The organism is Flavobacterium praedii, from assembly GCF_026810365.1.
GTDB classification, from domain to species: domain Bacteria; phylum Bacteroidota; class Bacteroidia; order Flavobacteriales; family Flavobacteriaceae; genus Flavobacterium; species Flavobacterium praedii.
Window position 1 is genome coordinate 1740071 of sequence record NZ_CP113948.1, and the last position, 11620, is coordinate 1751690.

The window sequence follows — 11620 nt, forward strand, 5'->3', positions numbered from 1 at the left end:
CTGAATGACAAAGCGGCTTTTTTATTTTGTAAAAAAATTAAAAAATACAATTTTGAATAAGAGAGAACCAGTAAAGGTATTTTGTACAATAATTAAAAAGTTTCCCCTGCATTAAGATAGAACCCTTTAGAATGATTCCCAACTGCATAATCTAAAACCAAATTCGTACGAGTGGCCTTATCAATTAAAATTCTCAAACCCAAACCAAAAGCAGGTTGAATATATTGCAAAAGTCTAATGTTATTAATTTCATTACTAGCCGTGGTTAAATTTGTAAAAACTGTTCCACTAAGGAATTGATTACAAGTTATAGGAAAACGCAATTCAGCTTGAAAATAGGCTAAACTATTTCCTCTAAAAAGTCCTTGAGTATATCCCTCACCGCTTCGGCTTCTTTGGTCCCAACCAATTGAAGGTAAATTCAAATACGGAACAACTCCTTTGGTCACAAACTGCCCATAAGCCCAAATACCCAATACAAAATTTTCCTTTTTGGAATCTAATGGAAGAAAATATCGCAATTCCGAATAAAGAACATTACTAGCGCTTTGTTCGTTAAATAAATCAGCATTAAATCTATAATTTAATTTTGCATACCAACCTTTTCTTGTATTAATTTGATTATCTCTAGAATCATATATCAAATTAAGACTCAAGCCATTTACAAAATATTCATTTGTATTAAAGCCATATAAAATACTATACTCATAATGGTTGGTATAAATTCCGTTATTAACATCTAAGTTTGTATCAACTATTGTAGAATACCAATCCAGTTCTATTCCGCCTCCTACATAAAAATGTTTTTTTAATTCCCAAGAAGCCGTTTGATGAAACTTAAAATAGTTATAATCCATAGGTTCTTCAATCGATGTAATATCAAAATCAGGATCTTTATTATATTTTGGAATATTGTTTGTCCCTAACCCATAATTGGGTTGAGTAAAAACATATAATCGATAATCTCCACTTAAATATAATTTATTATCACTTAATAAAATATTATTTTTAACATTCAGTAATAATTGTTTTTTGGTTGTAAAAATCAAACCAAGATTAGTGGATGAATATTTATCTAAAACATCTCTACCTTTAAAAGTATATTGAATTGCTGCTCCAAAATTTAATCCCGTTGCAGGTTGAAATCCAATAACTGGCATTACTAGTAAAAAACTATTCTTTACTGGTTTTACCATTAAAATAGAATCTTTTTTATTAAACAATTCAAAAATAGTTTTGGGAGTACATGAATTGTCAATATCTGTAGCTATTTGAGCATAAATAACATTCTGATTCAGAATAAAACAAACAAAAAAAGAGATTAAATATTTAATCATATCGTTCTTATTTAAACAATTACAAACTGAACAACTAACTAAGGAATTATTGTTGTAAATAAATAGACTGAAAAAATAACTAACAAAACAACCCCTTGTATCATCGTGGTTTTTCCAGTGCGCAATGAAAGTGACAATACAAAAAGAGATAAAACAAATAGAACAGTAGATTTGATATCTATTCCCAAATAAAGGGGCATATCAAAATAAATGGATACAAATGCAACTGCAGGAATTGTTAGTCCGATACTGGCTAATGCAGAACCTAGAGCTAAGTTTAAACTAGATTGCAATCTATTTTTACGAGCTGCATTCAAAGCCGATATCCCTTCAGGCAGTAATACGACCATTGCAATGATAATTCCAACTGTTGATTTTGGAGCTCCAATTGAATCAATACCGGTTTCAATACTAGGAGACAATGCTTTAGCCGAAATAACGACTGCTACTAAACTAATTAACAATAAAACAGAACTTACAATACTAACCTTTAAAGTTGGGGGTGTTTCATGAATCTCTTCTTGCGCATCAGCATTTTCCGGCAAAAAATAATCGCGATGTTTGACTGTTTGCATCAATAAAAAAGAACCATAAAGTAACAATGAAATAATTGCTACAAAAAACAGTTGATTTGTATTGAATTCCGGACCTATAATACTAGTGGTATAATTTGGCAAAATCAAAGTCAAAACAGAAATCGCTGTCAAAACCGTCAAGGCTGCACTAACCCCTTCCAATCCATAACTTTGCTCTTTAAATTTCAATCCTCCAATTAATAAACAACCACCTACAATACCATTTATAATAATCATTTCGGAAGCAAAAATGGTATCTCTAGCCAAAACTGCTGTTTCTTTACCACCTGTAAGCATTAATGAAACAATTAAAGCTACTTCGATTGTCGTAATTGCTAAGGCTAACACCAAAGTTCCCAAAGGTTCTCCAACACTTAGTGCTATCACTTCTGCAAGATGTACTGCTGCCAGAATACAAACTATCAAACTTGCAGCTAGAAAAAACAAATACCAACTTCCAAAATTAAACGAAATTCCAGCATACAGTAAACAAGTTAAAATTGGGGCAACGACTGACCACAAAGGAAGATGAGAATTGATTTCTTTTTGCATAAGTATTTTATTTTATAAATATTTTAAAACAATTGTTGCGTCTATTGCTGTTACTTAAGAAAAAACTCAACTTAAGAATCTCCATCATTATCGTTCAACCTTTTTTTGTGTAATTATAATTTTAGATGATTATACTAAACATAAAAAAACCAACTTAATTGACTTTAATTTGGTCTACACGCCCTCGATAATTAATTGAATTTCGATTGGAAGAATTTATTGTTAACGATGCATTTCCTTCCAAAAAAACAATTAAAGTAATACTGTAATAATCTGAATTGTCTTTTACTTTTGCTAAAATGGTATAACTTTTCTTGTTTTTAGTTATCGAATAATCTTGAATAGGCCCTTTGAAATCCAATCCTCCACCTTTTCCAAAACCTATTCCAGCATAAGCCCTACCAAAATAGGGCATTTCACTAAAAATAGAATCTTTTTTAAAACGCAAATAATTAGGATTTGTAGTCAAATCAATACTTCTAGTCCCTAGAGGGTAAGCCGTACTAGCTACAAACTCATATTCTTTTGAATCAACAAGAGCTTGAATTTCATTTTGCTTTACAATTATTTTTTCTTGTTTGATTTGCTGCTTTGACTTTTCCTGAGCAAAACCAATAAACATTGAGAAAAAAAGTAAAAAAGTAACAAAAACAGTTTTCATGATTTGAAAGTTCAATTTATATAAAAATCAATCGTCAATCTTGATGGGTAAATCGCATCATAACAACGTCATTCATCAAAAAACTCAATGTTTTTCCTTCATCTGTAATCGTATAGGAATCAATCTTCTTTAGTATTTCCATATAAACAGAATCTCCATTTCCTTCACAAGCCATCATTGTCATACCCATTTTAGCATCTGCAAAATTAATTTTGGAACCATCTACAAGTAAAGCACCAAAATATTGATTACAACTATTGTTTCCTGCAACTTTATTTTCTTTTAAATCGAAGGAAATTGTTGGTTTATTATTAGGAAACAAACCATCAAAAGCAATTCTGGGGCCAGAAATATAATTCAATTGCCAAGTACCTTCCAATGAATACGATTTTACAGCAGATTTTGGAGTACCACAAGAAGCAAAATTCGCTCCTATAAACATAAATAATAATGCTATTTTTCTCATAATCTTGTAATTAAATTTATAATTATTTCTTGTAAAAATAAGAAAAATTACTAAGATAAAATATGTTTTGAATTCCTATTTGTTTTTTATAAAGGGTATTATTATTTTCGTAAAAAGATAAAAAATCATGATTATACTAGGAATTGGTTCTCGAATAGAACATCCCGAATACGGAAAAGGAGTAATTACCAATGTTTCATCCAAAGAATATTGGGTGACATTTATTGAAAACGGATTAGAAACTATCGCAATAGACGATGCGTTCAACGTTATTGAAGCTACTGTTGACGAAGTGGATACCGTTAGTTTTTCGGAAGTGGAACAAAGTTTAAGAGACCTTTTGAAAAAATGGTCTGATGTATCCGAAATAGTTCCAATAGGCGACAAATGGAAAGGTGGTAAACTTATTTTAGAACCTGGACAAGCTGGGTTGGCCTCCAAAGAAATTCCAATTGATACTTTTTTCCATAAAATTATAATGGTTCGAGATCGACTACGCGTAATGGAACAAAAAATAAATAGCAGCAAAATAGAAGAATTAGAAAAGATAGAATTACAACAATACCTTACCCGTATTTATGGTAGTTTGACATCTTTCAATATTTTGTTTAAATCTCCGACAAACCATTTTGTGGGTGAAAAATCAAAATAGAATTTAAGAAACAATTAATTTTAATACGCTTTTTTATACGTATTTTTATAGTCCAATTAAAATTTTAAATTATGAAAAAAATCGTCTTTTCTATCGTTATTATTATTGCTGTAATTATAGGTTGCAAAACCAAAGGTAACGCAAGTGATTCCAAAAGTTTAAACCTGATATTTGAATCCAAAAGCAATAGCAATGTAACAGGTACAGCTACATTTGTGGAGAAAAATGGCAAAGTAACCTTTGTAGCAAAAATTGCTGGGTTACAACCTGGAATTCATGCCATACACATACATGAAAAATCAGATTGTACAGCCGCTGACGGAAGTTCTGCAGGAGGACATTGGAATCCTACTTTCAAAAAACATGGGAAATGGGGCGTAGGAGAATATCACAAAGGAGATATTGGCAATTTTATTGCAGATGAAAAAGGAAACGGTACTATTACTTTAACTACAGACGAATGGACTATCGGCGGTGAAGATCCTACCAAAAACATTCTTGGAAAAGGACTTATTGTACACCAAGGAGCAGATGATTTTACAACTCAACCTTCTGGTAATGCTGGGGCTAGAGTAGCTTGTTCTGCAATTATCAAATAATTTTTTTTTTGGCCTTGAAAGAAAAGGAACATTATTACTTTAAAAACACAACAGCTTGGCGGGAATGGTTGCACAACAATCATCATTCGTCAGCTGGTGTTTATTTAATTTTTTATAAAGTAAATAGTCCTTTCGAAAGCATGCGTTGGGAAGAAGCTGTTCAAGTTGCCATTTGTTATGGATGGATCGATTCTACTGTTAAAAATATTGATGAACACAGCCGCAAACAAATGTTTACTCCTAGGAAACACAATAGCGTTTGGAGTAAACTCAACAAAACCTATATTGAAAAATTGATTGCAGACAATCTGATGCATGAAAGTGGATTGGCTAAAATTGAAATAGCTAAACAAAATGGATCTTGGACTTTCTTGGATGCTGTCGAAAATTTGCTACTACCCGAAGATTTAAAATTAGCATTCGAAAAAAATAAAATTGCTTTCGATAATTACAAAAATTTTAGTCCTTCCTATCAAAAAAGCTATCTGTACTGGCTCAACCAAGCCAAAAGAATTGAAACCAGAAACAATCGAATTACAATAATAATTGAACATTGTAAGCAAAATAAAAAATCTAGGGAATAAATTTATCAAAAAATTGAATATTCAAGACACTTAACAATAGTGATGATTTTCTATTAAAAAAAACCTTTTGCCAAATCTTAATTTACTTTACTTAAAAATTGAAGATTTCATAAAAATAGAGTGTACCCCATTTTATAAACCCTAGAAACAAACATTGATTCATAAAAATACATAGCTTTGCAAATCAAAACATAGCAATGATTAACCCTTCTGCACCTGGTTGGATAGATAAATTCTTTATTAAACTAAAGTTATCAGAACAAACTGTCTCTGAAACGGAAGATGATTTTTATCAAAAATTAAGAAATACCGGTTTCATATATGGTCACATCATTTCATTTGATATTCCTTTCAAAATTGAAACTAAAGGTTGGTTTCAAGAAGAAATTTCAAAAATCGCATTATTAAATGCTTTATATGGTGTATTTACAGAAACCAAAAAAGAAAAGGACTCAACACTTTTTATAGAACAAGTGAATGCCTTTTATAAACAGATGCATCCAGAAGGATTCAATTTATTCAAAAAGATTTTACCAAAAAGCACACCTTCGTTAACACTAGAAAAAATAATAAACCAACGGGTACAGACGAATGACAATATCATCAATAAAAACTTTTCCCATTTAGTTACCAATGCTCTTTTATTCATAGATGTTTTAGCTTTTCGCCAATATCTTATTCATGGTAATATTCCTGAAAAGTACCTAAAAAAGATCGAAGAAACGATTATTAATATTGTTACATTGGCTTTGAAAATAAAAACAAATAAATCTCAATACGATGATTTATTAATAAAATTATTTGAAGCTTCAATTCGGTATAGTAAATTTTCTAAAAACAAAAACACAACCCTAGAGACATTAGAACTTCATTACTTTACTGCTGATTTAGAAAAAAAATACCTTATTGATATTGCAGGAATGGCATTATGGAGTGATGGTGTTTTAGAAAATAACGAAGCCTATTTTTTATATACTTTGGCTCATACTTTTGCAATATCAAATGAATTTGTCTCACAAAGTATTTTGAGTACAGATGCATTTATTTCAAAATATAAAAAAGAGATTCCGTATTTTAACTTTTCCAATCCTGTTAAACATTTTTACGACCAAACGACCCAAAGTGTCGTAACACTTGTTTCAAGAAACAAAACAAGACTAGTAAAAGAAATCATTCAAAGCAAGGAATTAATGCTTCTTTTGGCCCATTCTACTCATAGAGATTTAGATGAAAAAGAAAAGAAAAAAGTCAAAAAACAAATATTAGACATTTGTAAAACCATTCCTTCTTTAACAATATTCTTACTCCCGGGAGGAAGTTTGTTATTACCAATTTTAATCAAATTTATACCTACATTACTGCCATCTGCATTTAATGAAAATTTAAACAATGATGACTAAATACAACAAAAGCTACCAAAAAAGTAGCTTTTATTGTTTTATAGGGATTTATATTATTCAAAATTCAATTGATACACTCCTGTAAGATCTTTGTTTGAACTAAAATTAACTCCTAAATCCGTAACAAAACCAGAATTTAGCCCATAAACCCATCCATGTATAGTTAATTCTTGTCCCGATCTCCACGCTGATTGCACTATTGACGTTTTAGCCAAATCATAGACTTGCTCTTTTACATTGATTTCAACAAACTTGTTAAATCGTTCCGTTTCATCTAAAATAGAATCCAGATACAAATGATGCAAACGATAAACATCTTTGATATGTCGAATCCAGTTATCTATAATACCAATTGAAGCATTTCCCATTGCTGCTTTTATACCTCCACAACCATAGTGACCGCATACAAGAACATGTTTTACTTTGAGAACATTTACAGCATAATCCAAGACACTTAACATATTCATATCCGAATGGACAACCATATTTGCAATGTTTCGATGTACAAATACTTCTCCAGGCTTAGCACCAATAATTTCATTTGCAGGAACTCTACTATCCGAACATCCAATCCACAATAACGGTGGTGTTTGGCTTTTGGCTAAATCCTTAAAATATTCAGGATCATTATTCAATTGATCTTCAACCCACTTTTTATTATTATCTAATATTTTTTTATAAAAATCACTCATTTTAGATGTATTATTTTTTTAGTAAATGTATATAGAAAATTTACAGACAGTAAAGTAAACCATTTTTACGCTGATTATCCAAAAAACACAACAAACTTAATCAATTTGAAACTCTTATTTCAATAGGGATTTTTTCTATAATCACCCTTTAAAAAAATTAAACCACTGTCGATTTAAAGTCCATAGATTGGTTTGGCAGACTGAAAGTCTTCGATGTTGAAAAGTAAAATCTACCACAAATTCACAAATTTAAAGACTTAGAAAGAAAAAAAAATTGAGAATTTGCGGTGGATATTTTTAGAACCTGAAAGGAAAATGCACTAAAGTACATAGTTTTAACTATTTTTGAGACCAATAAATACAATTAACAATTGAACCATAATGATAATTTGTAACGCTATTCTCAAGTGCTACTTCTTTCTTAAATCCTGCTAATTTAAATCTCAGTTTACTATTTTTCGATACTGTTTTTAATTCCAGTATAAAATTAAAACAAACCCATTTATAAAGATTAGATTCTAAATATAAAATGCCCACTTGATTTTAAACATCAAATAGGCATTCCTTTTTTATTATCAAATAGTAAAGTTTATTCTAACCAAGCATTCATCATCCAAATGGTTTTTTCCTGTTCTACAATAAAATCACTCATCATAGAAGAAGTACCTTCATCGTTAATTGCAGAAGCCTTTTCTAAAATTGTTCTTTCAATTTGTAACAATTGAGAAAGAGAGCTTACAATTAATTGAATACTAGTTTCATCATTTGAAATATTTTTACCAACTGCTAATTTATTGAATTTCAAGTAATCTTCAAAAGTATGCAATGGTCTACCACCTAATGTCAACACTCTTTCAGCAATTAAATCAATTTTTAATTGGGAATCATTGTATAATTCCTCAAATTTAAGATGCAAGTCAAAGAAACGTTTTCCTCTTATATTCCAATGCATCCCTCTTAAACTTTGATAATAAACTTGAAAATTTGACAAAAGAACATTCAATTCAACTATTATAACTTCTGATTCTGCTACCGGTAATCCTATTGCATTTAATTTCATCCTTGTTTAATTTAAAGTTTACTCTATTTATAAACCAGAGTAATTAGTTATTTTATTTAACAAATTTACAGAATAATTAAAAAAATTTACCATAAGTTAAATTGATTGTTTTTATATTTGCATAAAAAATTACTATTTCATGACTATCACACAACTTAAATACGTATTGGCTGTAGCCGAACATAAAAATTTCACTCAAGCTGCCGAAAAATGTTTTGTAACGCAACCAACATTGAGTATGCAAATTCAAAAAATTGAAGAAGAACTTAGTATTCAAATTTTTGATCGCACCAAAAAACCAATTCAATTAACCGATATAGGCCAAAAAATTGTCACTCAAGCAAAAAACATTGTAAATGAAGCTGATCGAATTCAAGATATTGTAGAACAACAAAAAGGTTTTATAGGAGGAGAATTTAGACTTGGAATTATTCCGACGATTATGCCAACATTACTTCCTATGTTTTTGAATAATTTTATAAAGAAATATCCAAAAGTTAAACTTATTATTGAAGAACTGAATACTGAAGAAATAATTACAAAATTAAAAAATGGGCATTTGGATGCTGCCATAGCCGCAACTCCATTGGAAGATGAGAAAATCAAAGAAATTGTGCTGTACTTTGAACCATTTGTTGCTTACATTCCAGAAAACAATGCTATTTTTCAGAAAGCAGAAATTGAAATAGATGATCTTAATATTAATGAAATTTTACTATTACAAGATGGGCATTGTTTTAGAGATGGAATTTTAAATTTATGCAAAAATCGTAACGAATCAGGCCTTAAGTCATTCCAAATTGAAAGTGGTAGTTTTGAAACATTAATCAAACTAGCCGATGAGGGATTAGGAACTACATTATTACCCTACTTACATACATTGGATTTGAATGATTCAGACAAATTAAAATTAAGACATTTTAAAGAACCAAAACCTGCGAGAGAAGTTAGTTTAATATATCCAAAAAGCGAATTAAAAATCCAAATCATCGATGCTTTAAGAAGTACAATAGCTGGAGTTGTAAAAGGGGCAATTGTTTTTCAGAATGTACAGATTGTAAGCCCACTGTCAAAAAAATAATTAAATAAAAAAGGAACCAAATTACGGTTCCTTTTTGCCTCTTTTTTAGTTTTTGATTTTGGACTTATTGAATTTAATATATAAAAAATATATTCTTAATTCTGGTTTATCTTTTGTGTAAAAAAACAACCATTTTTTTAAATTTTCCAACTCAAAAGGTAATAAATTTTTAGCAGCTATTTTTATCTCTTTAGCGAAAAGTTTGGGATCAAGACTCACTCTTTCGAGCACCATTTTGGTATAATCGTATATCATCCTAGACATAACAAAAACAGCTTAGAGGTTAAGTATAGTAAACACACTCAAAGTTAAATAAAAGTTTTAATTTACGAACAAAAAAACTCTATTAAATTCACAAATAATCGACAAAATACACATTATAAAACATTTTTGTAATTTTTTTTTTATATCTTAAAACAAGAAACAGCCAAAATAAATAATTCGAGTTCTTACTAAAATAGTAATTCTTACCTGTTGGGTGCAATTATTTTAAACACAAAGAAACATAGATTTTCTAGGCTCAAAAAAGAGGTGTTTGACCTATTTGAAACACACATAGTGCTCTATGCGAAATAAATATATTTTTTTTTAATATTCTTTTTTAAAATAAAGTTTATATTCCTCCTATGTTTTAAAAAAATTTTACGAATTACACTCAGTAGATTAATTCCTATAAAATCACTCTTCCCTATTATCTTTCGTGAATACGTATACTTTTGAGAAAGTGTATTTTATTTTTACAATTTAAACACAAAGAGTCATGCCCACATAAAAGAGGTGAATTCAATTTTTCTAATATTAAACATTGTTATCTATTATGTAAAAATGGCTATAAAAAAAGGAACCAAATTCATGGTTCCTTTTTTATTATTTATTTACAATTATCAAACATTGCTTTAATTCTGGTTTTTCTATTGTGTAGTTAAACAACCACTCTCTTAATTGATCCAGTTCGAAAGGCAGTAGTGTTCTTATAGCTTTTTCTAATTCTTTACAAAACAATACTGGATCAAAACTTACTCTTTCCAACACAGATTTTGTGTAATCAAACATTATTTTAGACATAATAAATTAAGATTTTTGGGGTTAGATCTTGTTTTTAATGTGTTGTAAATGTACATTATTTTTTAAATATAAATTATAACTTTAACATAGAAATTAAGAAATTTATGATTTTTAAAATAATTATTTATCAGCTAAAAGTCAATAAGTACAATTATTTTCTTGCTCTAAACATCTCTCGTTTTCCTGGGGGACCTGCAAGCTTTTCGACAGTAAAACCAACCTCTATCATGCTTCTTTTTACAACACCACGAGCTGCATAAGTCACTAATACTGAATTAGGTTTTAAAGCATTATACATTTTTTCAAAAATTGCAGTACTCCATAATTCGGGTTGAACGCGATACCCAAACGCGTCAAAATAAATCAAATCAAATTTCTCAATATCATCAATTGATTCAAAAAACTGTTTTCTTTTTGTTAAAGAAAAACGTTCAGACAATTCCATTTTTTCTTCCCAATTTATAGCATGCATCTTTTCAAAAACAGCCTTAGAATCTGATGCTTCCAATTCTTCTAAATAGTTCATCGATTGAAGTTCTAAATCCGATATCGGATACGCTTCAACACCAACATAATCTATTGTTTGACCAAGTTTCTGAGCTTCCAAAAAAGTAATAAAAGCATTTAAACCTGTACCAAAACCAATCTCTAAAATAGCTATTTTTTGATTTGGAAATAATGCCAAACCATTTTTAATAAAAACATGTTTTGCTTCTTGTATTGCACCATGTTTTGAATGATAACACTCATTCCATTCTTTAATATGGATCGTTGTTGAGCCATCCAATGTCTGTATAATTTCTCTTTCCAAAATATTTTTTTTGAAGCGATTTAGTTTTTTAAATCCCAATAATATTCCCAAAATTAATTAAAAGTATTTCTTATCGCTATTTATA

The 11620-nt window shown here is 29.4% G+C and carries 13 protein-coding genes; 5 read left to right on the forward strand and 8 right to left on the reverse strand.

Annotated features, from left to right (window positions below; all coding sequences use genetic code 11):
- Positions 1-92 precede the first annotated feature (92 nt).
- The 4 genes from OYT91_RS07385 to OYT91_RS07400 form a co-directional block, all read right to left on the reverse strand.
- Positions 93-1337 carry a BamA/TamA family outer membrane protein gene (locus OYT91_RS07385; protein WP_281240129.1) on the reverse strand — a complete coding sequence of 415 codons (1245 nt, stop codon included), beginning with the start codon at positions 1335-1337 and terminating at the stop codon, positions 93-95.
- 38 nt (positions 1338-1375) lie between these two features.
- A complete protein-coding gene (locus OYT91_RS07390; RefSeq protein ID WP_281240130.1) occupies positions 1376-2464 on the reverse strand; it encodes a calcium:cation antiporter in 1089 nt (362 codons plus the stop codon).
- A gap of 154 nt (positions 2465-2618) precedes the next feature.
- Complete coding sequence (locus OYT91_RS07395) at positions 2619-3125, reverse strand: DUF4251 domain-containing protein (protein ID WP_281240131.1); 507 nt, start codon at positions 3123-3125, stop codon at positions 2619-2621.
- A 34-nt stretch (positions 3126-3159) separates the two neighbouring features.
- On the reverse strand, positions 3160-3591 hold the full coding sequence (locus tag OYT91_RS07400; RefSeq protein ID WP_281240132.1) for an META domain-containing protein: 432 nt from the start codon (positions 3589-3591) through the stop codon (positions 3160-3162).
- Between the two features lie 127 nt (positions 3592-3718).
- Between OYT91_RS07400 and OYT91_RS07405 the strand changes: the two genes are divergently transcribed.
- From OYT91_RS07405 to OYT91_RS07420, 4 genes are all read left to right on the forward strand, one after another.
- The gene (locus OYT91_RS07405) at positions 3719-4243 is read left to right on the forward strand and encodes a DUF8685 domain-containing protein (RefSeq protein WP_269222366.1); all 525 of its coding nucleotides are present in this window, start codon (positions 3719-3721) and stop codon (positions 4241-4243) included.
- Between the two features lie 71 nt (positions 4244-4314).
- Positions 4315-4842, forward strand: coding sequence for a superoxide dismutase family protein (locus OYT91_RS07410; RefSeq protein WP_269222365.1), 528 nt, complete (start codon positions 4315-4317; stop codon positions 4840-4842).
- Positions 4843-4850: 8 nt separating this feature from the next.
- Positions 4851-5426: a YdeI/OmpD-associated family protein gene (locus OYT91_RS07415; RefSeq protein WP_349293197.1), complete on the forward strand. Its 576-nt coding sequence runs from the start codon at positions 4851-4853 to the stop codon at positions 5424-5426.
- A 197-nt stretch (positions 5427-5623) separates the two neighbouring features.
- A complete protein-coding gene (locus tag OYT91_RS07420) occupies positions 5624-6826 on the forward strand; it encodes an LETM1-related biofilm-associated protein (RefSeq protein ID WP_281240133.1) in 1203 nt (400 codons plus the stop codon).
- A 53-nt stretch (positions 6827-6879) separates the two neighbouring features.
- On the opposite strand, the gene can is transcribed toward OYT91_RS07420, so the two are convergent.
- Together can and OYT91_RS07430 are read right to left on the reverse strand one after the other, a co-directional pair.
- Positions 6880-7518 (reverse strand): carbonate dehydratase, encoded by a 639-nt coding sequence (gene can, locus OYT91_RS07425; RefSeq protein WP_281240134.1) that lies wholly within the window; start codon positions 7516-7518, stop codon positions 6880-6882.
- Between the two features lie 589 nt (positions 7519-8107).
- Positions 8108-8578, reverse strand: coding sequence for a Dps family protein (locus OYT91_RS07430; protein WP_281240135.1), 471 nt, complete (start codon positions 8576-8578; stop codon positions 8108-8110).
- A gap of 139 nt (positions 8579-8717) precedes the next feature.
- Between OYT91_RS07430 and OYT91_RS07435 the strand changes: the two genes are divergently transcribed.
- Positions 8718-9659: a hydrogen peroxide-inducible genes activator gene (locus OYT91_RS07435; RefSeq protein WP_281240136.1), complete on the forward strand. Its 942-nt coding sequence runs from the start codon at positions 8718-8720 to the stop codon at positions 9657-9659.
- An 867-nt stretch (positions 9660-10526) separates the two neighbouring features.
- Here the strand turns inward: OYT91_RS07435 and OYT91_RS07445 are convergent.
- Entirely contained in the window at positions 10527-10724 is a 198-nt protein-coding gene (locus tag OYT91_RS07445; RefSeq protein WP_269222360.1) for a hypothetical protein, read from the reverse strand.
- 151 nt (positions 10725-10875) lie between these two features.
- The gene (gene mnmC2, locus OYT91_RS07450; RefSeq protein WP_281240137.1) at positions 10876-11535 is read right to left on the reverse strand and encodes a tRNA (5-methylaminomethyl-2-thiouridine)(34)-methyltransferase MnmC2; all 660 of its coding nucleotides are present in this window, start codon (positions 11533-11535) and stop codon (positions 10876-10878) included.
- Positions 11536-11620: the final 85 nt, after the last annotated feature.

Coding starts and splice junctions, on each gene's coding strand:
- OYT91_RS07385 (WP_281240129.1), bottom strand. CDS start 1,337: ATGATTAAATATTTAATCTCTTTTTTTGTTTGTTTTATTCTGAATCAG.
- OYT91_RS07390 (WP_281240130.1), bottom strand. CDS start 2,464: ATGCAAAAAGAAATCAATTCTCATCTTCCTTTGTGGTCAGTCGTTGCC.
- OYT91_RS07395 (WP_281240131.1), bottom strand. CDS start 3,125: ATGAAAACTGTTTTTGTTACTTTTTTACTTTTTTTCTCAATGTTTATT.
- OYT91_RS07400 (WP_281240132.1), bottom strand. CDS start 3,591: ATGAGAAAAATAGCATTATTATTTATGTTTATAGGAGCGAATTTTGCT.
- OYT91_RS07405 (WP_269222366.1), top strand. CDS start 3,719: ATGATTATACTAGGAATTGGTTCTCGAATAGAACATCCCGAATACGGA.
- OYT91_RS07410 (WP_269222365.1), top strand. CDS start 4,315: ATGAAAAAAATCGTCTTTTCTATCGTTATTATTATTGCTGTAATTATA.
- OYT91_RS07420 (WP_281240133.1), top strand. CDS start 5,624: ATGATTAACCCTTCTGCACCTGGTTGGATAGATAAATTCTTTATTAAA.
- can (WP_281240134.1), bottom strand. CDS start 7,518: ATGAGTGATTTTTATAAAAAAATATTAGATAATAATAAAAAGTGGGTT.
- OYT91_RS07430 (WP_281240135.1), bottom strand. CDS start 8,578: ATGAAATTAAATGCAATAGGATTACCGGTAGCAGAATCAGAAGTTATA.
- OYT91_RS07435 (WP_281240136.1), top strand. CDS start 8,718: ATGACTATCACACAACTTAAATACGTATTGGCTGTAGCCGAACATAAA.
- OYT91_RS07445 (WP_269222360.1), bottom strand. CDS start 10,724: ATGTCTAAAATAATGTTTGATTACACAAAATCTGTGTTGGAAAGAGTA.